18 protein-coding genes and 4 pseudogenes are annotated in these 23031 nt (G+C 69.6%); 10 read left to right on the top strand and 12 right to left on the bottom strand.

Annotation, left to right across the window (positions count from 1 at the left end):
• Positions 1 to 40 precede the first annotated feature (40 nt).
• On the bottom strand, positions 41 to 1609 hold the full coding sequence (locus C1707_RS01250) for a GH39 family glycosyl hydrolase (protein ID WP_420808216.1): 1569 nt from the start codon (positions 1607 to 1609) through the stop codon (positions 41 to 43).
• Positions 1610 to 1659: 50 nt separating this feature from the next.
• Here C1707_RS01250 and C1707_RS26530 point away from each other — a divergent pair.
• Positions 1660 to 1725: pseudogene (locus C1707_RS26530) on the top strand (hypothetical protein); the annotation flags it as partial.
• 47 nt (positions 1726 to 1772) lie between these two features.
• On the opposite strand, the gene xylD reads toward C1707_RS26530, so the two are convergent.
• From xylD to C1707_RS01230, 4 genes are all read right to left on the bottom strand, one after another.
• Positions 1773 to 3554: a xylonate dehydratase XylD gene (gene xylD / locus C1707_RS01245; RefSeq protein ID WP_101712849.1), complete on the bottom strand. Its 1782-nt coding sequence runs from the start codon at positions 3552 to 3554 to the stop codon at positions 1773 to 1775.
• Positions 3541 to 4410: a D-xylonolactone lactonase gene (gene xylC / locus C1707_RS01240; RefSeq protein ID WP_101712848.1), complete on the bottom strand. Its 870-nt coding sequence runs from the start codon at positions 4408 to 4410 to the stop codon at positions 3541 to 3543. The genes xylD and xylC overlap by 14 nt, the downstream gene beginning before the upstream one ends.
• Positions 4411 to 4562: 152 nt before the next feature.
• On the bottom strand, positions 4563 to 5309 hold the full coding sequence (xylB, locus tag C1707_RS01235; protein WP_101712847.1) for a D-xylose 1-dehydrogenase: 747 nt from the start codon (positions 5307 to 5309) through the stop codon (positions 4563 to 4565).
• Between the two features lie 30 nt (positions 5310 to 5339).
• The gene (locus C1707_RS01230) at positions 5340 to 6494 is read right to left on the bottom strand and encodes a fumarylacetoacetate hydrolase family protein (protein WP_101712846.1); all 1155 of its coding nucleotides are present in this window, start codon (positions 6492 to 6494) and stop codon (positions 5340 to 5342) included.
• A 138-nt stretch (positions 6495 to 6632) separates the two neighbouring features.
• Here C1707_RS01230 and C1707_RS01225 point away from each other — a divergent pair.
• Positions 6633 to 6761: pseudogene (locus tag C1707_RS01225) on the top strand (hypothetical protein); the annotation flags it as partial.
• A gap of 21 nt (positions 6762 to 6782) precedes the next feature.
• Here C1707_RS01225 and C1707_RS01220 read toward each other — a convergent pair.
• Entirely contained in the window at positions 6783 to 7838 is a 1056-nt protein-coding gene (locus C1707_RS01220; protein ID WP_101712845.1) for a LacI family DNA-binding transcriptional regulator, read from the bottom strand.
• A 101-nt stretch (positions 7839 to 7939) separates the two neighbouring features.
• Between C1707_RS01220 and mobA the strand changes: the two genes are divergently transcribed.
• Positions 7940 to 8476 carry a molybdenum cofactor guanylyltransferase gene (gene mobA, locus C1707_RS01215; protein WP_101712844.1) on the top strand — a complete coding sequence of 179 codons (537 nt, stop codon included), beginning with the start codon at positions 7940 to 7942 and terminating at the stop codon, positions 8474 to 8476.
• A 150-nt stretch (positions 8477 to 8626) separates the two neighbouring features.
• Here the strand turns inward: mobA and C1707_RS01210 are convergent, their stop codons facing one another.
• The 5 genes from C1707_RS01210 to C1707_RS01190 form a co-directional block, all read right to left on the bottom strand.
• Entirely contained in the window at positions 8627 to 10177 is a 1551-nt protein-coding gene (locus C1707_RS01210) for a flavodoxin domain-containing protein (RefSeq protein ID WP_101712843.1), read from the bottom strand.
• Positions 10174 to 11178: an FAD:protein FMN transferase gene (locus C1707_RS01205; protein ID WP_101712842.1), complete on the bottom strand. Its 1005-nt coding sequence runs from the start codon at positions 11176 to 11178 to the stop codon at positions 10174 to 10176. Before C1707_RS01205 ends, C1707_RS01210 begins: the two co-directional genes overlap by 4 nt.
• Positions 11179 to 11327: 149 nt before the next feature.
• Positions 11328 to 12230, bottom strand: coding sequence for a DUF4198 domain-containing protein (locus tag C1707_RS01200; RefSeq protein WP_101712841.1), 903 nt, complete (start codon positions 12228 to 12230; stop codon positions 11328 to 11330).
• 16 nt (positions 12231 to 12246) lie between these two features.
• Positions 12247 to 12759 carry a DUF2271 domain-containing protein gene (locus C1707_RS01195; RefSeq protein WP_101712840.1) on the bottom strand — a complete coding sequence of 171 codons (513 nt, stop codon included), beginning with the start codon at positions 12757 to 12759 and terminating at the stop codon, positions 12247 to 12249.
• Between the two features lie 16 nt (positions 12760 to 12775).
• A complete protein-coding gene (locus tag C1707_RS01190; RefSeq protein WP_101712839.1) occupies positions 12776 to 13405 on the bottom strand; it encodes a PepSY-associated TM helix domain-containing protein in 630 nt (209 codons plus the stop codon).
• 123 nt (positions 13406 to 13528) lie between these two features.
• Here C1707_RS01190 and C1707_RS01185 point away from each other — a divergent pair, with 123 nt between their 5' ends.
• Entirely contained in the window at positions 13529 to 14251 is a 723-nt protein-coding gene (locus tag C1707_RS01185; protein WP_101712838.1) for a glutathione S-transferase, read from the top strand.
• A gap of 55 nt (positions 14252 to 14306) precedes the next feature.
• On the opposite strand, the pseudogene C1707_RS26525 reads toward C1707_RS01185, so the two are convergent.
• A pseudogene (locus C1707_RS26525) lies at positions 14307 to 14375 on the bottom strand (hypothetical protein); the annotation flags it as partial.
• A 68-nt stretch (positions 14376 to 14443) separates the two neighbouring features.
• Here C1707_RS26525 and cytX point away from each other — a divergent pair.
• The 6 genes and pseudogenes from cytX to C1707_RS01155 all read left to right on the top strand — a co-directional run bounded on the left by cytX (position 14444) and on the right by C1707_RS01155 (position 22914).
• Positions 14444 to 15712 (top strand): putative hydroxymethylpyrimidine transporter CytX, encoded by a 1269-nt coding sequence (gene cytX / locus C1707_RS01180; protein ID WP_101712837.1) that lies wholly within the window; start codon positions 14444 to 14446, stop codon positions 15710 to 15712.
• A gap of 120 nt (positions 15713 to 15832) precedes the next feature.
• Entirely contained in the window at positions 15833 to 17755 is a 1923-nt protein-coding gene (locus C1707_RS01175) for a M61 family metallopeptidase (RefSeq protein ID WP_101712836.1), read from the top strand.
• Between the two features lie 89 nt (positions 17756 to 17844).
• A complete protein-coding gene (locus tag C1707_RS01170; protein WP_101712835.1) occupies positions 17845 to 19659 on the top strand; it encodes a DUF885 domain-containing protein in 1815 nt (604 codons plus the stop codon).
• A 109-nt stretch (positions 19660 to 19768) separates the two neighbouring features.
• Positions 19769 to 19945: pseudogene (locus C1707_RS27060) on the top strand (hypothetical protein); the annotation flags it as partial.
• Positions 19946 to 20108: 163 nt separating this feature from the next.
• Complete coding sequence (locus C1707_RS01160) at positions 20109 to 20396, top strand: addiction module antidote protein (RefSeq protein WP_101712834.1); 288 nt, start codon at positions 20109 to 20111, stop codon at positions 20394 to 20396.
• Positions 20397 to 20502: 106 nt separating this feature from the next.
• Positions 20503 to 22914 (top strand): glycoside hydrolase family 3 N-terminal domain-containing protein, encoded by a 2412-nt coding sequence (locus tag C1707_RS01155; RefSeq protein WP_101712833.1) that lies wholly within the window; start codon positions 20503 to 20505, stop codon positions 22912 to 22914.
• Positions 22915 to 23031 lie beyond the last annotated feature (117 nt).

The following is a 23031-nucleotide window of genomic DNA, read 5'->3' as shown; positions in this document are numbered from 1 at the left end:
GACAGCTCCCCCGGAGGGGGAGCATCTTTCGGGCCGAGGCCTACACCCGCTCCAGCGTCGCCAGCACCAGGTCGTTCCGGCGCAGGGCGAAGTCGACCTTGGCCAGGCCGTCCTTGCCGACGGTGATCACCTTGTCGACCTCGGGCTCGTCCGCCGTCAGCGCCTGCAACTGGCCGATCTGGTCGGGCGTCAGGCTCTTGGGCATGCCCAGCTCGATATAGGCGGTGTAGGCGTCGTTGGCGCGGAAGCCGGTGCGCTGGGTGCGCAGGCGATAGCGGCCGGGCTTCAGGCCGGCGATCGACAGGGCCGCGCCCGGCGCGTCCGCCGTCGGCTGCACCTTGGTGAAGTAGGAGCGGTTGCTGGTCGGCTGCGCCGGCTGGGTGAAGTCCCAGACCAGGGCGGCGATCTTGCCGCCGTCGACGCTGGCTAGGACATAATCGTCCGCAGACGGAATTTCCTTGCCGCGCAGGGCCGCCAGGTACTTGTAGGCGAACCACGACGGCTTGCGGATCCCTTCCGGCGTCATCAGGCCAAAGCCGCCCTGGAACGGGGCGGTCGGCGGGCCGGGCTCCTCGAAGAGGTCGCTATAGGTCCAATAGCTCATGCCCTGGACGACGCCTTTGACGCCCTTCAGCTTGGCCAGGATGTAGGCGGCGCTCTCGTAGCCGTCGTGAACCGGGTCGCGCGGATTGTAGCTGGTGCTCCATTCGGTGAAGTAGAGCGGCAGGCCGGGGAAGGCCGAGGCCTCGATCTCGGCGCGCACCTTGCGCACGTCGCCGATGATGGCGTCGGGATTGGCCGACAGCTTGGTGTCTTCCTTGCCGTTCTCGTCGAGGAAACCGCCGTCGACGCCGTAGGTGTGGGTGGTGACGAAGTCGACCGCCGCGCCGTTCTTCTTGCAGTAGGCCAGGAACTCCGGGACCCAGGCCGCGCCGGCCGTGGACGGACCGCCCACGCGCAGGGTCGGGTCGATCGCCTTGATGGTCTTGGCGGTCAGGGCGTAGAGGTCGAAATAGACCTTCTGGTCGGCCTTTTCCCAGAAGCCGTCGAGATTGGGCTCGTTCCAGACCTCGAAGAACCAGGTGCGGACCTCGGCCTCGCCGTAGCGGCCGCGCAGATGCTTGACGAAGGCGTCGATCAGCTGCGCCCACGGTTCGAACTGGGGATGGGAGGTGTTGCCCTTCCAGTAGAACAGCGTCTGCTCGGAGGTCTTCATCGCGTCGGGCGTGAAGCCCAGTTCGATGAACGGCTTGATCCCCATGGCCAGCAGGCGGTCGTACAACTGGTCGAGCTTCGTCCAGTCGTAAGTGATCTTGCCGTCGGAGCCCTTCTTCACCGTGCCCAGCACGTCGTGGAAGATGGCGTGGAAGCGGATGTAGCGGAACTTCAGCTCGTCGGACGCCGTCTTCAGCTGGGCCAGGCTGTCGTCGCGCAGCAGGGTGCCCGGATAGTCCGAGCCGATCGACAGGTCGAAGAACCGGTCGACGGGCTTAGTCGCCTTGGCCAGGTCCAGCGCGATGGCGCGGCTCGGGGCCGCCGCGAAGGCAGGCAGTGAAGGCAGCGCTGTCAGGCTGGCGATCGTGGCCATCAGGCGGCGGCGCGAGAACATCGGGGAGCTTCCTCTTCCTACTTCCGCAAACTCAGATCGTCATCCCGGCCGGAGCGCGTAGCGCGGAGAGCCGGGACCCAGGAGCGACCGCAGTGCGCCGGCCCCTGGGTCCCGGATAGCCGCTGCGCGGCTTCCGGGATGACGGGCTATTTTGTTGTCTAGGTCAGTGATTGTGCCTGGGCAGCTTGGCCGCCAGGTCCTGGTACTTGACGGCGAATTCCAGCACCCCGCCGGTCTCCAGCTGGCCGGTGTGGGCGCGGTAGATCTCCTGCCAGGGGGTCATGGTCTCCGGCACGGCGGGGATTCCTTCCTTGCGGCGCTCGGCGATCACCGCTTCGTCCACAAGCGCGTCGCAGCGGCCGGTGTTGATGTCGATGCGGATCACGTCGCCGGTGCGCAGCCACGACAGTCCGCCGCCGATGGCGCTTTCCGGCGAGGCGTTGAGGATCGAGGGGCTGTCGGCGGTGCCCGACTGGCGGCCGTCGCCCAGGGTGGGCAGGCTCATGATCCCCTTCTTCAGCAGGTGGTCTGGCGGCTGCATGTTGACCACCTCGGCCGAGCCCGGCCAGCCGATCGGACCCGCGCCGCGGATGACGAGAATGCAACTCTCGTCGATGTTCAGGGCCGGGTCGTTGATGCGGTGGTGATAGTCGTCCGAGCCGTCGAACACGATGGCGCGGGCCTCGAACACGCCTTCCTGGCCCGGCGTCGACAGGTAGCGCTCGCGGAAGTCGGCGCCGATGACGCTGGCCTTCATGATCGCGAAGTCGAACAGGTTGCCCTTCAGCACCAGGAAGCCGGCCTTCTCGGCCAGGGGCTCGGCGTAGGGAAAGATCACCTCGCGGTCGGACGTCTCGCGCCCTTGCAGGTTCTCGCCCATGGTCTTGCCGGTGACGGTCAGGACGTCGCCGTGCAGGCGGCCCTGCTGCAAGAGCTCCCACAGCACCGCCGGCGCGCCCCCGGCCCGGTGGAAGCGCTCGCCCAGATACTTGCCGGCCGGCTGCATGTTGACGATCAGCGGGATGTCGTAGGCCGCCCGCCAGTCGTCGGCCGTGATTTCGAGCCCGGCGTGGCGCGCCATGGCCGCGATGTGCGGCTGGGCGTTGGTCGAGCCGCCGGCCGCCGCCACCAGGGCGATGGCGTTCTCGAAGGCCTGCTTGGTCAGGATGTCCTTGGGCTTGATGTCCTCGTAGGCCAGGTCGACGATCCGCTGGCCGGTGCGATAGGCCATCTGGCCGCGCTCGCGGTAGGGGGCGGGGATCGCCGCGCAGCCGGTCAGCGACAGGCCCAGCGCCTCGGCCACCGCGTTCATGGTCGAGGCCGTGCCCATGGTGTTGCAGTGGCCGGCCGAGGGCGCGGAAGAGGCGGCGCGCTCGATGAACTCGGCCTCGTCGATCTCGCCGGCCGCCAGCTTGCGCCGCGAGCGCCAAATCACCGTGCCCGAGCCGACCAGCTCGCCCTCGTGCCAGCCGTCCAGCATCGGCCCGCCCGACAGCACGATGGCCGGGATGTTGACCGTGGTGGCGGCCATGATGCCGGCGGGCGTGGTCTTGTCGCAGCCGGTGGTCAGGACCACCGCGTCGATCGGATAGCCGTGCAGGGTCTCCACGAGGCCCAGGTAAGACAGGTTGCGATCCAGCGCCGCGGTCGGGCGACGGCAGTTCTCGAAGATCGGGTGGACCGGGAATTCCATCGGAATCCCGCCGGCGTCGCGGATCCCGTCCCGGACCCGGGCGACGAGGTCCAGATGGATGCGGTTGCACGGCGAGATGTCGCTGCCGGTCTGGGCGATGCCGATGATCGGCTTGCCGCTGCGCAGCTCTTCCGGGGTGATCCCGTAGTTCATGAAGCGCTCCAGATAGAGCGCGGTCATGTCGATGTGGTCGGGGTTGTCGAACCAGTCGCGCGAGCGGAACCGGCGGGGGATGCGGTCAGCGGAGGTCAAGGCGCACCTCGTATTGCGGCTGCCCGGCGACGTCGACGGGCAGGGCGAACAGGCCGCCGCACAGCGGGGCGGCGGCGAGCTGCTCGTCGCTCAGCCCCTTGCGGGCGGTGGTGAAGTAGAGGGTCTTCAGGTCCGGTCCGCCAAAACACGGCTTGGTGACGTTGATGGCCGGCAGTTCGACGCGCTGGACGATCTGGCCTTCCGGCGAGATGCGGATCGCGCCGCGGCCGCCCCACAGGGCCGTCCAGACGAAGCCCTCGGCGTCGACCACCGAGCCGTCGGGCCAGGCGTCTTCGATCGCGAGGCGGAAGAATTCGCGCTTGTTCGACAGGGATCCCTCGGCGCCAATGTCGAAGGCCCAGATCACCTTCCCGAGGGTGTCGGTGTGGTAGAACGTCTTGCCGTCCGGGCTGACCGCCGGGCCGTTGGTGATGCAGATCCCGGCGTCGTGCAGCGTGAGCGAGCCGTCGGCCTCAAGCCGATAGAGCGCGCCGCTGTCGGCTTCCTCGCCGTCGTGCATGGTGCCGAACCACAGTCGGCCCAGGGCGTCGACCGTGGAGTCGTTGGGGCGGTTGTCGAGGCCGGCGTCCTCGATCTCCGAGATGAAGGTGAAGCCCATCTCCGGCGTGAAGTGGTGCAGGCCGCTCTTGAGGCCGGCGACGAAGCCGCCGCCGACCCGCGGGGCGACGAAGGTCACCTGGTCGGGGGCGTCCCAGCTGGAGGTCTCGCCGGTGGCGGGGGCGTAGCGGTGGACCCTGTGGCCCTTGATGTCGACGAACCAGACGGCGTCGCCATGCCAGATCGGCCCTTCGCCGAGCGTGGCCTTCAGGTCCCAGACGCAGGTGGGGGCAGTCATAGCGCTTCGTCTCCCTCTACGGCGCTGGCCCCCTCAGTCGCTCCGCGACAGCTCCCCCAGAGGGGAGCATTTTCTTGGCGCGGCGCTCCTAGATCCTCCCCCTCTGGGGGAGGTGGCCCGGAGGGCCGGAGGGGGTCCTTCGCCGACCTATCTTATCGCCAGCCGGCGTCGATCCAGTATTCGTGGCCGGTGCACAGGCTGCCGTCGTCCGAGGCCAGGAACAGCACCAGCGAAGCCACGTTGGCCGGCAGGATGCGGCCCTTGACGGCCTGGGCCTTGACGATCTCGGCCTCGCCTTCCGGCGTGTACCACTTCTCCTGGCGCTTGGTCTTGACGTTGCCCGGCACCACGCAGGTGACGCGGATGTCGTCGGGACCCAGTTCGCGGGCCAGGGCGCGGGTCATGCCCTCGATGCCGGCCTTGGCGGTTTCGTAGAGGACGAGGTCCTCCAGGCCCAGGTGCCAGCTGATCGAGCCGAAGTTGATGATCGCGCCGCCGCCGCGCGCCTTCATGCCCGGGGCCGCGGCCTGGGCGCAGAACAGCATGTGACGCAGGTTCACGTTCATGCGGTTGTCCCAGTAGGCCGGGGTCACGTCGGCCAGGCTGTGACGGTCGTCGTTGCCGGCGTTGTTGACCAGCACGTCGATGGGGCCGGTCTCGGCGAAGAAGGCCTTCACGGCCTCCAGGTCGGTCAGGTCGACCTGCTTGAACACCGGCTTGATCGCGGCGTCCGAAAGGTCGGCGACCAGGGCTTGCGAGTCCTCGGCGGCGATGTCGACGAAGATCACCTCGGCGCCCTGGCGAGCGAAGGCTGTGGTGATGCCGGCGCCGATGCCGGAGCCGCCGCCGGTGACGACGACGCGCTTGCCCTGGAGGCTGGGATAGATGGCGGAGGACATGCGCTTAAGCCTGGAAAGAGGAAACGAGGGTCACAGCAGGCCGCGGCCGGCCAGGTTGCGGATCAGGGCCGAGATGCCGAAGGTCCAGGGCTTGGCCTGGTCGCAGGTGGTCACCTCGTTCTCGAGCACGCCGAGTTTCGGGGTGGAGACACGGACGCGGTCGCCGACCTTGTGGGTGAAGCCCTGGCCGGCGGCGTCGCGGTCCTGGATCGGGGCGAACATCGTGCCCAGGAACAGCACGAAGCCGTCCGGATACTGGTGCTGCTTGCCGAAGGCCTGGCCGGCCAGCACGGCGGGATCGCGGCTGATCAGGCTCATGTTCGACTTGCCGTCGAGCACGAAGTTGTCGCGGCCGGTGATCTTCAGCTCGACCTCGGCCGAGCGGACGTCGTCCAGCGAGAAGGCGTCGTCGAACAGGCGGAAGAACGGGCCGATCGAGCAGGAGGCGTTGTTGTCCTTGGCCTTGCTGAGCAGCAGGGCCGAGCGGCCCTCGAAGTCGCGCAGGTTGACGTCGTTGCCGAGCGACGCGCCGCGGATCTGGCCCGAACCGTCGCACAGCAGCACGACTTCGGGCTCGGGGTTGTTCCAGTGGCTGTCGCTGCGGACGCCGACCTGGTCGCCCCAGCCCATCGACGACAGCGTCGGGCCCTTGGTGAAGATCTCGGCGTCGGGGCCGATGGCGACCTCGAGATACTGCGACCACAGGCCGTCCTTGATCAGGGTCTGCTTCAGGCGCTCGGCGCCTTCCGAACCCGGGTTCACGCCGCGCAGGTCGCCGCCCATGCTCTCGGACAGCTGCTCGCGGATCTTCAGGGCGGCTGCGGCGTCGCCGCGGGCGCGTTCCTCGATCACCCGCTCGAGGGTCGAGACGGCGAAGGTGACGCCGGCGGCCTTCAGGCATTGCAGATCGACGGGGGCCAGCAGCTTGGCGGGCGCGGCGCCCTGCGGATCGTCCCAGACCGGGCGCAGGTCGAGCTTTTCGAGCGGACCCTTGTCGTCGCCGCGCGGGATCGTCGCGCCCGGGGCGTAGGCGTTCATCAGGTCGGCGACGGTGGGGGCGATGCGGCTGACGTCCTCGACGTGGCCGCCGCGGATCAGCACGGGCGTCGGGCCCTGGCCGAAGTCGATGCGGCCCAGAAGGGTCGCTTCCCGCCAGTCCTCGGGAAGGTATTGCGTCACGCCCACCGCGTTTTCTCCCTATCGCGCGAGCGGATCTTCGACACCGCCCGCCACGCTTCGTAACTCCCCGACTTGTTAGCGCTAACATGTGGAGGGGCGCAAGGGAGTTGTCTGACAACTGTTCTGCGAGGACTGGCAGAAGCGCTGACGCTTCTCCTCCCCCGTGAAACGGGGGAGGGGGACCGCGAAGCGGTGGAGGGGGCGGCGGCGCGCACCGCGCTCCGTCACTCGCCCCCTCCGTCACGGCGCGTATCCGCACCGCGCCACCTCCCCGTTTCTCGGGGGAGGAGTGATCTAGGTCGGCGCCGGACCCGCCGAATCCCGCACGATCAGGGTGTGCGGATGCATCAGCTGGCGAGGCTCGCCCGTGCCGTCGCGGTGGCGGCGGATCTCTTCCAGCACCAGGTCGACGGCGGCGCGGGCCATGGCGGCGATGGGCTGGTGGACGGTGGTCAGGGCCGGCCAGATGTTGGCGGCGATCGAGGTGTCGTCGAAGCCGACGATCGAGACGTCGCCTGGCACGTCCAGCCCCAGGCGGTGGGCCAGGCCCGCCGTGGCGGCGGCCATGTCGTCGTTGGCGGCGAAGACGGCGGTGGGCCGGTCCTTGGCGTTCAGCAGCCGCTCGGCCGCCTCCAGGCCCGAGCGATAGGTGAAGTAGCCCTGCTCGACGCGGACGTCCTCCTGCGGGATGCCGGCGGCCTTGAGGGCGGTCATGAAGCCGTCCATCCGCTGCTGGCTGACCGTCTGGTTGGGGTGGCCCTTGATGAAGCCGAAGCGCTTGTGCCCCAGGCTCAGCAGGTGCTGGGTCAGCTCGAAGGCGGCGGCCTCGTTGTCGATGCGGATCGTGGCCATGTCGCTGCTGGCCATGCCGGGCGCGACGGCCACGGCGGCCGCGCCGGCGGCCTTCACCTCGGCCAGCACGGTCTGGGATTCGCACAGCGGCGGCGGCAGGATCAGCCCGTCGACGCCGGTCTTCAGCAGACGGGCCAGGGTGGCGCCGGCCAGTTCCGGCTCGGCGCATTTCTCGATGACGATCTGCGAGCCGGTGCGGCTGCTCTCGTCGAGCGCCCCGACCAGGAACTCCGACAGGTAGCCGGTCGAGGGGTTGTCGTAGAGCAGGCCGATGCGGAACGGGGCGCTGCCGGCCAGGCTGCGGGCGGCCGGATTGGGGGCGTAGTTCAGCTCGGCGATGGCCTGCTCGACCAGCGCCCGCGTCTCTTCCTTGACGGTGGCCTCGCGGTTGATGACCCGCGAGACGGTCATCGGCGACACGCCGGCGCGGGCCGCGACGTCGCGGATCGTCGCGCTCTGGCTGCTGCGCCGCCGGGTGCGCTCGGTGCGTTCGTTCATACTGAGAAGTCCGTCCCTTTTGGGCGAGTCTAGACCGTTTCTCGCGCAAGGGGGAAGCGGGGCCTTGGTCGAGCCTGCTCGCCGGGCGTAGGGAAGGGGGCATGAACACGCGCGAAGCCCGCCTGGGCGCCATCATTCTCTGCGGCGGCGGCTCGACCCGGATGGGCCAGGACAAGGCCTTGCTGGACTGGGGCGGCCTGCGCGCCGTCGATCGCGTGGCGGCCCTGGCCGAGGCGGCCGGGGCGCAGGTGGTGCTGACCGCCGGGCGCGACTATGGGCTGGACTGGGTTCCCGATCCGCAAGACGGCGCCGGCCCGGTCGGCGGGGTTCTGGCCGGCGCCGCGGCGCTGCGGGCGCGAGGCTGCGCGCGGGCGCTGGTGCTGGCGGTCGACGCGCCGACCCTGACGGTCGAGGATCTGGCGCCGCTGCTGGGGGCGGAGGCGGGCGCGACGTTCGAGGTGTCGCCGGTGCCTATGGTGCTGCCCCTGGAGGCGATCCCGGAAGGGGCGCTGGCGGGGTGGCCCCTGCGGCGGCTGGTCGAGCGGGCGGGTTTGGCTGTGCTGCCGTGCGCCGATGAGGCGAGGGCGCGGATCCTGGGGGCGAATACGCCGCAGGAGCGTGATCGGCTGGCGCCGTAGCCCCTCACCCTCCCATTGCTGCGCAATGGGTCCCTCCCTCTCCCGCTGGGAGAGGTTGAAGAGGGGGCGGCTCGCTTGAAAAACACCTCTCCCATGGGGAGAGGGAGGGGCCCGCGCCGGAGGCGTGGGAGGGTGAGGGGCTGCGCCGCCTCAGTACACATCCCGCCGATACCGGCCCTGATCCGCCAGATCCTCCAGCGCCGCCGCGCCGAGGATCTCGGCGAGCACCGCGTGCACCTCGCGCGACATGCCTTCCAGCGAGCCGCAGACATAGATCGCCGCGCCTTGCGCCACCCAGGCCCGCACTTCGTCGGCGGCCGCCCGCAGGCGGTGCTGGACATAGACCTTGTCGGCCTGGTCGCGGGAGAAGGCCAGGTCCAGGCGTTCGAGCACGCCCGACGCGACCCAGGCCTCGAGCTCGTCGCGATGGAAGAAGTCGTGGGCCGAGGCGCGCTCGCCGAACAGCAGCCAGTTGCGCTTGCGGCCCAGGGCCTGGCGGGCCTTCAGGTGGCTGCGCAGGCCCGCCAGGCCCGTGCCGGCGCCGATCAGGATCATCGGGCGGTCGTTCTGCGGGGCGTGGAAGCTGCGGTTGGAGCGTACGCGGCCGGCGATTTCGCCGCCCACCGGCGCGTGCTCGACCAGCCAACCCGAGCCCAGGCCCGGCTTGCCGTCGGCGCGGCGCATCAGGCGCACGATCAGCTCGACCCCGCCGTCGGCCGGCAGCGAGGCGATCGAATATTCGCGGTGAGGCAGGGCGGGCAGGGCGTCGACCAGGGCCTGGGGCGCGGTTCCGGCCAAAGCCTTGATCGCCGCGTCCTCGTGCGGCAGCCGCCGCCAGGACAGGGTCTCGCCCAGCGTGGCGGCCTCGTCGGCCTTCACCGGCGCGGCCGCGTCCAGCGACAGGCGCGCGAGCAGGTCGGCGACCTCGGCTACGGCGTTGCGGGGGCCGATCTCGACGATGTCGCCGGCCTGCCAGTCGAGCCCGCCGTCCAGCGGTTCGAGGCGCACGTGAAAGGCGCCTTCGCCGGCCGAGCCGGGGTTGAGCAGGCGACGATCGGCCAGGGTCCAGCGGCCATAGGCCGGGCGGCTCCAGTCGGGGGCGTCGGTCGAGCCGGTCAGCACCGAAAGCTGCGACTGCCAGTGGCGCAGGGCGGCGGCTTCGCCATCGTCGACCTCGACCGTGTCGAACAGGCGCGATCCGCCGTTGCGGGCCAGCCAGGCGTCAAGCGAGCGGCCGAAGGCGCAGTACTGGGCGTAGGTCGTGTCGCCCAGGGCCAGCACGGCGTAGCTCAGGCCCGACAGGTCGGGCTCGGTGGCCATCACGTCGCGGATGAAGCGGCGGGCGTTGTCGGGCGCGTCGCCCTCGCCTGTGGTGCTGACGATGAAGAGGGCGCGCCCCGTCAGGTCGGCGGGCTCGACGGCGGCCAGTTCGCGCAGGCGCACCGGCAGGCCTGCCGCCTGCAGCGCCTTGGCCGTGGCCATGGCCAGTTCTTCGGCGAAACCGGTCTGGCTGGCGAAGGCGACCAGCACCGGCTCGCCGGCGCCGGCGGCCAGGGCGGCCTCCTCGCGGGCGGCCTTCCTCTTGCGCAGGGCGACCTTCAGCGCGATCCCGGCGCACAGCAGCACGTAGAGGCCGACGACGATGGCGGCCAGGGCCAGGCGGCGCGTGTCCGGCGGCAGGCTGGAGATCAGGTCGATCATTCGTCGAGCATCGCCTGCAGGGCCGGCGACAGGCGCTCGGAAAGGCCGTTCGGACCGCGCGTGACCACCAGGGCGGGCAGATCGCGGGCCGTGGCGAAGGCGATGGCGGCGTCGGGGCCCATGACGGTCAGGGCGGTGGCCAGGGCGTCGGCGGTCATGCACTCGGGATGGATGACGGTGACGCTGACCACGCCGGCGTCGCAGGGGAGCCCCGAGGCGGGGTCCAGCGTGTGGGCGTAGCGCCTGCCCGCATGGTCGAAGAAGCGGCGGTAGTCGCCCGAGGTCGCCACCGACAGGCCGTGCAGGGCCAGCACCGTGCGCGGGGCGGCTTCGTCATTGGCCGAAGCGACCGGCGGGCGCTCCAGCTCGACCCACCAGGGCTGGCCGTCGGGCTTGGCGCCCGTGCCGCGCAGTTCGCCGCCGACCTCGACGAGGTAGGAGCGCACGCCGGCGCGGTCGAGGGCGCGGGCGGCCTCGTCGACGCCGAAGCCCTTGGCGATGCCGTTGAGGTCGATGTGGAGCCCCCCCGGCTGGAACAGCGCGTCGCCGTCCAGCGTCACGCGGCGCCAGCCCATGGGCGCGCGGGCGGCGTCCAGAGCGTCGGCGCGCGGCGGCTCGCCGGAGAACGGGCGGGGGCCAAAGCCCCAGAGGTCGGTGATCGCGCCCAGGGTCGGGTCGAAGGCGCCGGCGCTGTCTTCGGCCACCTCGAGGGCGCGGCGCAGTACGGTCGCGAAGCCGGCGGGCAGGGCGGTCCAGGTCCCGGGCGCGGACCGGTTGAAGCGCGACAGGGCCGACATCGGGTCCCAGGCGCTCATCTGCGCCACCACCTCGTCCAGCGCGCGCTGGACCATGGCGGTCATGGCGGCAAGGTCGGTGGTGACGGGCAGGACGGTCTTGACCGACCAGGTCGTGCCCATGGTCGCGCCGTCGAACCCGCGCACGACCCCGCCCACCGGCCGGGCCGGCGGCTGACTGAGCATGGGAACGAGGACGCGGGTCATTCAAGTCTCTTCCCTTCCCCCTTGATGGGGGAAGGGCAGGGTTGGGGGTGGAGCGGCGGTGGACGTCACCCCGGCGGAGCAAGGTCCTGAACCGGTGTCACCCCCATCCCCGACCCTTCCCCCATCAAAGGGGGAAGGGAGAGAAAAGCCTACGGACGCTGGGCTTCCAGCGTGGCGGTGTAGCTGGCCGAGAAGCCGTTGCCGGCCAGGGCCGTAGGCGCGCCGCCTTGCGGAGCGCCGCCCGGACCACCGGGGCCGCCTTGCGGACCGCCCGGAGGGCCGCCCATGCCGCCGCGGCCGGTCTCGCCGCTGCGGACGCTGGCGTTCAGCCAGTACATGCCGGCTTCCGGCAGGGTGACCTTGAACGCGCCGTCGGCGCCGGTCTTGACCTTGATCTCGCCCGGGGTGGCGCGATAGCGCGAATTGCCCGGCACGATCGTGACTTCCAGGTCGGCGGCGGGCTTGCCGTCGATCAGGAACTTGAAGGTCGCCGCTTCGGTGGCCACCACGTCGTTGGGGTGGGTGACGGGAACCAGCTCCAGGCCCTTGCCGGTCGGCTTCAGCACCGTGTCGGTGGGCGCGCCGCGGGTGACGAAGGTTTCGTTGCGGTTGAAGCTCTTGATCGTCTTCAGGTCGGCGGCGCCGGCCGGAACCTGCTTGGCGAAGTCGTCGGCCGAACCCCGGAAGCGCTTGACCTCGCCGTTCTCGGTCCAGCTGGCCATCACGCTGTTGGAGGCGGTGCCGATCTTGTAGGTGCCCGGCTTGGCCAGCTCGACGTCGAACACCGAGCGGTACTGGCCGGTCGCGGCGTTCTTCAGCGGTTCGGTCGTGCCGTCCGGGGTGGTGATGACCACGCCGTCCACGCGCATGGCGCGGTGGTCGGGGTAGAACAGCTCGTTGGAGATGGCCGCGTCGACGGTCACCCAGGCGCCGTCGCCCGAGAGAACGGTGGCCGAGGGCACGAACCAGGCGCGGTGGGCGTGGGCCGCCAGCGGCAGGGTCAGGGCGACGGTGGCCGCCGTGAGGGCGAGAAGGCGCTTGCGAAGGGTCATGGCGTTTCTCTCTTGCCTATTTGACGGTGACCGAGACGGCGCCGAGCTCGGCCGTCCCCTTGGCGGAGGCGGTCTTGCCGGGCTTGCCCCAGGTGAACGGCACGCGCACGGCCTCGTGGCCGCCGACCTCGCGGGCGGCCTCGACCACCAGGGTGTAGGCGCCCGGCTTCAGCTTCGACAGTTGGCTCTTGGCGCCGCTGAAGGTCAGCTTCTGCGGGCCCGGCGCGCGGGTAGCCGACGAGATGCCGTCGGCGGGGAAGCTCATGGTGCGGCCGGCCTTGCGCCACCACTGGCGCATGTCCTTGAGCCACTTCTCGCCCTTGTCCTCCTTGGAGTCAGGGTCGTACCAGACGGCGAGGGTAGCGGCGGCCGTGGCGTCGGGCGCCTCGACCCAGATGGCCACGTAGGGCTTGTGGTACTCGGCCACCGAGAGGCGCGGGATCTCGACGGTGACGGCGAGGTCGGCGGCCATCGCCGGAGCGCCGACGGCGGCGCCGGCGAAGGTCAGCAGGGAGACGGTGCGCTTCACGGAAGGCGGCCTTTCTCTAGAGGTGGACGAACAGGATGATGATCAGGAGCGGAATGGCCAGCCCCGCGGCGGTCAGCGGCCAGGTCATCGGCCGCCCGCGGGCGTGGAACTGCAGGAGGATTAGGCCGGTGACGGTGAAGATCACGCAGGCGCCGGCGAAGATGTCGATGAACCAGCTCCAGGCCTTGCCTGTGTTGCGGCCCTTGTGCAGGTCGTTGAGCAGGCTGACCGAGCCGCGAGTGGTCTTTTCGTGCTCGACGGCGCCGGTCTCGCGGTCGATGGCGATCCAGGCGTCGCCGCCGGGGCGGGCCAGGGCCAGGTAGACCTCGGCGTCGGACCATTCGCCCGGGCGGCGGGCGATGTCGGCGTCGACGGCCTTGTCGAGCCAGGTCTCGACCTTGATCGGCAGCGGGCGCTTGCCCTCGGTCGGGCCCGAGGCCAGCTCGGCGACCAGTTCGGCCGGCAGGGTCGCCTTCTTGCTGATGACCTTGGGCTCGGCCTCGATCGAGCCGGCGTGGTTGAGCGTGAAGCCGGTGATCGCGAACAGCAGCATGCCCACCAGGCTGATCGCCGCGCTGATCCAGTGCCACTGGTGCAACTGTTTCAGCCAGAAGGAGCGGCGGTTCTGTTCGGCGGCGGCTTTCACGGGATTCCGGGACGGACGAGCTTCAGTGCCGCCGTCCATACTTGAGAGCGACTTGCAATTACAAGGCCCGATCGCGATCCGGCCTCGCTTGGAAACATTTGGTCACGGATCGGTTCAGAGCGCATGACCTATCAGCTGCATTATTGGCCGGGCATCCAGGGGCGCGGCGAGTTCGTCCGCCTGGCGCTCGAGGCGGCCGGCGCGGACTATGTCGACGTGGCCCGCGCTGCCGAGGAACTGGGCGGCGGCGAGGACGCCCTGATGGACGACCTGGCCGAGCTGGGCGGACCGCGCGCGGCCTTCGCGCCGCCGTTCCTGGTCGACGGCGACCTGGTGATTGGCCAGACGGCCAACATCCTGCTGTATCTGGGACCCCGGCATGACCTGGCGCCGGCGGCCGAGAGCGGCCGGCTTTGGGTCAACCAACTGCAGCTGACCATCGCCGACCTGGTGGCCGAGGCCCACGACACCCATCATCCGGTCGGTATGGGCCTTTATTACGAGGACCAGAAGGACGAGGCCGCACGGCGTTCCGAAGAGTTTCGCCAGCAGCGGATTCCCAAGTTCATGGGCTGGTTCGAGCGGGCGCTGGAGGGTGGCGACGCCTGGCTGGCCGGGGGCGCCGCATCCTATGCCGACCTGTCGCTGTTCCAGGCCGTCGAGGGGCTGCGCTACGCCTTCCCTCACGCCATGGCGCGGCTGGAGCCGGACATTCCCAGGGTCGTCGCCCTGCGCGACCGGGTGGCCGACCTGCCGAGGATCGCGGCCTACCTGGCTTCGGAGCGGCGCATCCCGTTCAACGAGATGGGCGTCTTCCGGCGCTATCCGGAGCTGGATCCGGCTTAGGGCGGAGCACCCAAGTCTCAATTGGCTCGTCATCCCGGAAGCCTCGCAGAGGCTATCCGGGACCCAGGGGCCGGCGCATCGCGGTTGCGCCTGGGTCCCGGCTCTCCGCTTGGCTGCGGCCGGGAAGCGTTTGGGGATTGATCCGTCAACCGCCGTTCGCGCTGGTCGATCAAGCTGCTATGCCTCCCCGCCATGGCCCAGCTCGACGACACCTATGATCCCCTGACCCCCGTTCCGGCCGAGCGTCGGGTGTTCGGCGGGCGCGACGCGTTTTCTCTGTGGTTCAGCCTGGGCATCGGCCTGCTGGTGCTGCAGGCCGGGGCGTTCCTGGTTCCGGGCCTGAGCCTGGGCATGGCGCTGGCGGCGATCGTCACCGGTTCGGTGCTGGGCGCCCTGCTGCTGGCGGCGGCCGGGGTGGTGGGGACCGACACCGGGCTTTCGGCGATGGGCACGCTGCGGCTGGCGCTCGGCGCGCGTGGCGCGACCGCGCCGGCGGTGCTGAACGCCGTGCAGCTGGTCGGCTGGGGCGCGTTCGAGATCGTCGCCATGCGCGACGCCGCCGACGCTCTGGCCAAGCAGGCCTTCGGACTTTCCAACCCGCTGGCCTGGACGGTGCTGTTCGGCGCCCTGGCGACCTGGCTGGCCTTCATGGGGCCGGTGTCGTTCGTGCGGCGGTTCCTGCGCGCCTGGGGCCTGTGGCTGCTGCTGGGCGGGGCGGGCTGGCTGACCTGGCGGCTGCTGTCGCAGCACGACCTGGCGGCGCTGTTCGCCAAGGCCGGCACGGGCGAGACGAGCTTCGGCGCCGGCGTCGACCTGGTCGTGGCCATGCCGCTGTCGTGGCTGCCGCTGATCGCCGACTATACCCGTTTCGGCCGCTCGCCGGGGCGGATGTTCCGGGGCAGCGCGGCCGGCTACCTGCTGGCCAACATCTGGTTCATGGGCCTGGGCGCCTGCTACGCCCTGGCCGCGGGGAGCGGGGAGGGGCTGCTGCTGACCGCCCTGGCCGCGGCGGGCGGCGGGATCGCGCTGCTGCTGATCGTCGTCGACGAGACCGACAACGCCTTCGCCGACATCCATTCGGCCGCCGTCTCGACCGCCACCCTGGCGCCGGCGCGGCCCGCGCACCTAGCCCTGGCCTTCGGGGCGCTGTGCACCCTGATCGCCCTCTTCGCGCCGCTGGCCCGCTACGAGGGCTTCCTGCTGCTGATCGGCTCGGTGTTCGCGCCGCTGTTCGGCGTGCTGCTGACCGACCACTTCGTCGTGCGCCGCCGGCAGGCGCGGGCCGCCGCCTTCGCCTGGGGCCTGAACCTGCCGGGCCTCCTGGCCTGGGCGGCCGGCATCGCGGCCTATCAGGGCTTCAGCCGCCTGGCGCCGCAGTGGGGCGCCACCCTGCCGGCGCTGGCGGTGGCGGCGGCCGGCTATTTCCTGCTGCGGTTGATCTGGCGGCTGGCGAAGGCCTGAGCGTCGGCTCCGCCGTAACGCCGTCCGGCCAAGTTCGTCTCGACAAGCGGGCCCTAACAAAAGAAACATCCAGGCTTCTCACCGCGAGGGGACGTTCGCGGGCTGCATTGGGGTGGTTTCTTGAAAGCGCTTTTCTTCTCGGTCTCGCTTCTGTCGCTCGTGGGCGGCGCCGCTATCGCCCAGGACTACCTGCCGCAACCGGCCGCGCCGACGCCGCCGATCGTCGCCCCGCAGGACGTAGCCTATCCGGGCGTGCTGAAGCTCTATGTCGACGCCACCGACCTCGAGCGCAAGATCTTCGACGTCAAGCTGACCCTGCCGGTCGCCAAGCCGGGTCCGATGACCCTGTACTATCCGCAGTGGGTGCCGGGCGGCCACTCGCCGCGCAACGACATCGACAAGCTGGCGGGCCTGGTGATCACGGCCAATGGCCAGACGATCCCGTGGAAGCGCGACGTGGTCGAGGTCAACGCCTTCCACATCGACGTGCCCGCCGGCGTGACCGAGCTCAACGTCGCCTACAAGTTCCTGTCGCCGGTCGAGACCAAGGTCGGCCGCATGGTCATGACCCCGGACATGCTGAACCTGCAGTGGTTGCAGATGACCATGTATCCGGCCGGCCACTTCACGCGCCGCATCGCCATCGAGCCGACCGTCAAGCTGCCGGAAGGCTTCCAGTTCGCCTCGGCCCTGGAGATCGCCAAGACGCAAGGCCAGGTCACCAGCTTCAAGCCGACCACGGTCGAGACCCTGGTGGACTCGCCGATGTTCGCCGGCCGCTACTTCAAGTCGGTCGAGCTTGATCCGGGCGGCAAGGTCCCGGTGCGCCTGAACATGATCGCCGACAAGCCCGAGCTGCTGGAGTTCAAGCCCGAGCAGATCCAGGCCCACAAGAACCTCGTGCAGCAGGCCTACAAGCTGTACGGCTCGCACCACTACGATCACTACGACTTCCTGGTCGCCCTGTCGGACCAACTGGGCGGCATCGGCCTGGAGCACCACCGGTCGAGCGAGAACCGCGTCGCGCCCAAGTACTTCACCGAGTGGGACAAGACCTATGTGGGCCGCGACCTGCTGCCCCACGAGTTCACCCACTCGTGGAACGGCAAGTTCCGCCGCGGCGCCGACCTGTGGACGCCGACGCTCAACACCCCGATGCGCGACAGCCTGATGTGGGTGTACGAGGGCCAGACCCAGTACTGGGGCTATGTGCTGTCGTCGCGCTCGACCCTGCTGACCAAGGAGCAGACGCTCGACGCCATCGCCATGACGGCGGCGACCTACGACAACCGTCGGGGCCGCGACTGGCGCCCGGTGCAGGACACCACCAACGACCCGATCATCGCCAGCCGCAAGCCGCTGTCGTGGCTGTCGTACCAACGCAGCGAGGACTACTACTCCGAAGGCCAGCTGGTCTGGCTCGACGCCGACACGCTGATCCGCGAAAAGACCGGCGGCAAGAAGTCGCTCGACGACTTCGCCAAGGCCTTCTTCGGCGTGGCCGACGGCTCGTACGTCTCGCACACCTACACCTTCGACGACGTGGTGGCGGCGCTGAACGGCGTGGTGGCCAACGACTGGGCCACCTTCCTGAAGGACCGCATCGAGGGCGTGAACCCCAAGGCCCCGCTCGATGGCCTGGCGCGCGGCGGCTACAAGCTGGTCTATACCGACACCCCGACCGAGTACTTCAAGGCGTCGGAGACCCGCGCCAAGAACACTAACCTGTCCTACTCGATCGGCCTGACCGTGGGTTCGGACGCGATCCTGACCGACGTGCAGTGGGACGGCCCGGCCTTCAAGGCCGGCCTGACCCAGGGCCTGACCGTGGTGGCCGTCAACGGCGACACCTATGACGCCGACAAGCTGAAGGCGGCCGTCAAGGCCACCGCCAACGGTGTTCCGGTCGAGCTGCTGGTCAAGGAAGGTTCGCGCTACCGCACCGTGAAGATCGACTACAGCGGCGGCCCGCGCTACCCGCGCCTGGAGCGCGTCGCCGGCACGCCGGCGCGCCTGGACGACATCCTGGCGCCCCGCAAGTAAGCCATAGAGCCGTCCCGCGCCCGGGGCCGCGAGGCGCCGGACGGCTTTGTTCTCCCAGACGCGCGGCCGCGCCTGTCCTGGAAGAACCCATGTCCGATTTCACCAAGTTCGCCTCTACCAAGTTCGATAGGCGCCAGCTTCTAGCCGGCGCGACCGCCGCCGCCGTCTCCACGGCCCTGCCCGCCATGGCGGCCCCGAAAGGCGAGGCGGCCAAGCTCTACGCCCTGTTCGACGCCTTCTTCGACGAGGACCTGACCGAGAGCCCCGAGCAGGCGACCAACCTGGGCCTCGACAACGGCGCCCACGCCGGCGCCCGCACTAGGCTGGGCGACCGCTCGGTCGCCGCCTGGCTGAAGGAGCGCAAGGAGCCAAGCCAGCGTCTCGCGCGCCTGAAAGCCGTCGACCGCAAGGCCCTGACCGGCGAGGACGCGGTCAATTACGACACCGCCGCCTACTATTACGGCGCGCGCGACAAGGCCTCGGGCTTCGACTACGGCGCGGTGTCGCGGCCGTTCGTGGTCACCCAGTTCTACGGCGGCTATTCGTCGGTCCCCAGCTTCCTGGACAACAAGCACGAGGTGAAGTCGGCGGCCGACGCCGACAGCTATCTCGAGCGCATGGCCGGTTTCGCCGGCGTGCTCGACCAGGAGAGCGAGCGGGTGCGGGCCGACGCCGGCAAGGGCGTGATCCCGTCCGACTTCATCCTCGACAAGGCCATCGGCCAGCTGAAGCAGTTCCGCGCCCTGCCGCCGGAAAAGAACGTGCTGGTGGCCTCGATGGCCCGCCGCGCCAAGGCCTTCGGCGACTACGACGCCAAGGCCGCCGCCCTGCTGGCCGGCCAGATCCACCCGGCGCTGGATCGCCAGATCGAGACCCTGACCGCCGTGCGCGCCAAGGCCGTGCACGAGGCCGGCATGAACCGATTCAAGGACGGCGAGGCCTTCTACGCCGCCCTGCTGCGCATCTACACGACCACCGAGAAGACCCCCGACGAGGTCCACCGTCTGGGCCTTGAGGAGGGCGCGCAGATCCAGGCGCGCATGGACGAGATCCTGAAGAAGCGCGGCTTCACGCAAGGCTCGGTCGGCCAGCGCATGGCGGCCCTGAAGGACCTGCCGGGCGAGAGCTATCCCAACACCGACGAGGGCCGCGCCCAGATCCTGGCCTACTGCAACCGCCTGATCGCCGAGATGCAGCCCAAGCTGCCGCAGTGGTTCGGGATCACCCCGAAGATCCCGGTCGAGGTGCGCCGCATCCCGCCCTACACCGAGGCCGGCTCGTCGGGCGGCTACTACGAGCGTCCGCCGCTGGACGGCTCGCGCCCGGGCGCCTTCTACATCAACCTGCGCGACACGGCCGAGCGTCCGCGCTACGCCCTGCCGACCCTGACCTATCACGAGGCCGCGCCGGGCCATCACTTCCAGCTGGCCCTGACCGCCGAAGGCAGCCTGCCACGCCTGCGCCAGAACATGTTCTTCTCGGCCAACACCGAGGGCTGGGCGCTTTATGCCGAGCAGGTGGCCATGGAGATGGGGCTCTACGAAAAGGACGACCTGGGCCTGCTGGGCATGTACCAGGCCCGCCTGTTCCGCGCCTCGCGCTGCGTGGTCGACACCGGCATCCACGCCAAGGGCTGGAGCCGCGAGAAGGCCATCGCCTACATGGTCGAGACCGGCGGCGACGATGAGGGCCGCATCACCCGCGAGGTCGAGCGCTACTGCGCCAACCCGGCCCAGGCCTGCTCCTACAAGGTGGGCCACACCGTGTGGGCGGCCCTGCGCGAGCGCACCAGGCAGCGCCTCGGCGCCAGGTTCGACATCCGCAAGTACCACGACACCGCCCTGCTGGTCGGCCCCACCCCGCTGACCGTGCTGGAGAGCGTGGTCGACGCCTGGCAGGGGTGAGTGGGGGCTTTAAGTTGAGTTCCTAATTTGTTCGCTTAATGTGAAGGGCGCTTCGGTTCTCGGCTGGAGCGCTTTTTGCGTTAGGACGACGCCATGAGCTGTTCCATTGATGCGCGATTGTCTCCCATGGGAGACGTGTAGTATGGTCGAGGTCAGAGAGACCGAGGTCTTCCGGCGCTGGATGGCCGACCTTCGCGATGTTGTGGCCAAGGCCAGGATCGCCGCGCGCATCCGCCAATTGGCGTTCGGCCTGTTTGGCGACGCACGGCCGGTTGGGGAGGGCGTCAGCGAACTGCGCGTCCATGTCGGCCCTGGTTATCGGGTCTATGTGGTGCGACGGGGGAGATGCTGGTCATCGTGCTCTGCGCCAGCGACAAGGATGCGCAAGGCCGTGACATCGCGAGAGCCAAGATGCTGGCGCGCGAGCTGCCGAACGAGGAAGGAAGGGCATGAGCATCGCAACCCAGCCGTTCGATCCGGCCGTCTATATCGAAACTCCAGAGGCCGCCGCGGCCTATCTGGACGAGGCGCTGGCGACCGGCGATGCGGCCTTCATCGCCGATGCGCTGGGCGTTTTGGCCCGTGCGAAGGGCATGACCGAGGTGGCTGAGGCGGCTGGGCTGGGGCGTCAAAGTCTCTACAAGGCGCTGGCGACGGACGGAAATCCGCACTTCGTCACCGTACTCAAGGTGGTTGGCGCGCTTGGCCTGCGTCTTTCCACGGCCCCCATGAAATAAACAAAAGTGACCGGTAACATTGGGCTTGAGTGGTCAGACAAGCTCTCTCATAGTGTCAGGCAAGACGGCGCGAAGCCGCCGTGACAGACGCTGGGGAAACGCAAGGATGACCACCACCCTTACTCGCCGCACGCTGGGCGTAAGCTTGGCCGCTCTTGGCGCCGCCATGGCGCCCGTGGTCCGCGCCGCTCCCAAATCGACAGAGGGCAAGGCGCTCTACAAGGACGCTTCCCAGCCGGTCGACGCGCGGGTCAAGGACCTGCTGTCGCGGATGACGCTGGAGGAGAAGGCCGCCCAGCTGATCGGCATCTGGCTGACCAAGGCCGCGATCCAGACGCCAGGGGGCGACTTCTCGCCCGAGACCGCGACCAAGAACTTCCCCAACGGTCTGGGCCAGATCTCGCGCCCGACCGATCGCCGGGGCCTCAAGCCCGCCACCGAGGTCAACGCCGCGGCCGGCGCCGAGGACGGCTCGGTGGGCCGCAACGCGCCCCAGACCGCCAAATACGTCAACGCCGCCCAGAAGTGGGCGATGGAAAGCACGCGCCTGGGCATCCCGATGCTGATGCACGACGAGGCCCTGCACGGCTACGTCGCCCGCGACGCGACGAGCTTTCCCCAGTCGATCGCCCTGGCCTCGACCTTCGATCCCGACCTCGTCGAGCAGGTGTTCTCGGTCGCCGCCAAGGAGATGCGGGCCCGGGGCTCGAACATCGCCCTGGCCCCCGTGGTCGACGTGGCCCGCGATCCGCGCTGGGGCCGCATCGAGGAGACCTACGGCGAGGACCCGCACGTCTGCGCCGAGATGGGCCTGGCCGCGATCCGCGGCTTCCAGGGCAAGACCCTGCCGCTGGCGCCCGACAAGGTGTTCGTCACCCTCAAGCACATGACCGGTCACGGCCAGCCCGAGAACGGCACCAATGTCGGCCCGGCCCAGATCGCCGAACGCACCCTGCGCGAGAACTTCTTCCCGCCGTTCGAACGGGCGGTGAAGGAGCTGCCGGTGCGCTCGGTCATGCCCAGCTACAACGAGATCGACGGCGTGCCCTCGCACGCCAACCGCTGGCTGCTGACCGACATCCTGCGCGGCGAGTGGGGCTTCCAGGGCGCGACGATGAGCGACTACTTCGCCATCAAGGAGATCATCACCCGCCACAAGCTGACCGATCAGCTCGCCGACACCGCGGTGATGGCCATGAACGCCGGCGTCGACGTCGAGCTGCCGGACGGCGAGGCCTATGTGCTGCTGCCCCAGCTGGTGCGCGCGGGCCGCATCCCCGAGGCCGCCGTCGACGCGGCCGTGGCGCGGGTGCTGAAGATCAAGTTCGAGGGTGGGTTGTTCGAAAATCCGTATGCGGACGAAAAGACCGCCGACGCCAAGACCGCCACGCCGCAAGCCGTCGCTCTGGCCCGCGAGGCGGCCCGCAAGGCGGTGGTGCTGCTGAAGAACGACAAGGGCCTGCTGCCGCTGGACGGCAAGAAGATCAAGCGCCTGGCTCTGCTGGGCACGCACGCCAAGGACACCCCGATCGGCGGCTATTCCGACGAGCCGCGCCACGTGGTCTCGGTGCTGGAAGGCCTCTCCGCCGAGGCCAAGGCGCAAGGGTTCGCCCTCGACTACGCCGAGGCCGTGCGGATCACCGAAAAGCGCGTCTGGGCCGCCGACGAGGTCAAGCTGGTCGATCCGGCGGTAAACGCCAGGCTGATCGCCGAAGCCGTCGAGGTGGCGAAGAAGGCCGACGTCGTGGTCATGGTGCTGGGCGACAACGAGCAGACCAGCCGCGAGGCCTGGGCCGACAACCACCTGGGCGACCGCGACAGCCTGGACCTAGTGGGCCAGCAGAACGACCTGGCCCGCGCGATCTTCGCCCTGGGCAAGCCGACCGTAGTGTTCCTGCTGAACGGCCGGCCGTTGTCGGTGAACCTGCTGGCGGAAAAGGCCGACGCCCTGGTCGAGGGCTGGTACCTGGGCCAGGAGACCGGCAACGCCGCCGCCGACGTGCTGTTCGGCCGCGCCAATCCGGGCGGCAAGCTGCCGGTCAGCATCGCCCGCGACGTCGGCCAGCTGCCGATCTACTACAACCGCAAGCCCACGGCCCGCCGCGGCTACCTGTTCGACCGCGCCACCAGCCCGCTCTATCCGTTCGGCTTCGGGCTTTCCTACACGACCTTCGACATCTCGGCGCCGCGCCTGTCCAAGGCCCGCATCGGCCAGGGCGAGAGCACGACGGTTTCGGTGGAGGTGACCAACACCGGCAAGGTCGCCGGAGACGAGGTGGTGCAGCTCTACGTCCACGACGAGGCGGCCTCGGTCACCCGTCCGGTGCTGGAGCTGAAGCGCTTCAGGCGCGTCGCCCTGGCGCCCGGCGAAAAGAAGACGGTGAGCTTCGAGGTGAAGCCGTCGGATCTGTGGATGTGGAACCTGGAGATGAAGCGGGTCGTCGAGCCGGGCGACTTCTCGATCCTGGTCGGCCCGAACTCGGTCGACCTGAAGTCGGCGAAGCTGACGGTGGCGTAAAGGCGCTCTCCCTGAAGGGGGAGCTGTCGGCGAAGCCGACTGAGGGGGAAGTCGTTGCCGAAGCGGCCAAGGTCGCGGAGGCTGAAAACGGCCCCCCTCCGGCCCTCCGGGCCACCT

The organism is Caulobacter flavus (genome assembly GCF_003722335.1).
GTDB classification, from domain to species: domain Bacteria; phylum Pseudomonadota; class Alphaproteobacteria; order Caulobacterales; family Caulobacteraceae; genus Caulobacter; species Caulobacter flavus.
Note: the sequence above shows the minus strand (reverse complement) of the source record. Positions and strands in the feature narration are given on the sequence as shown.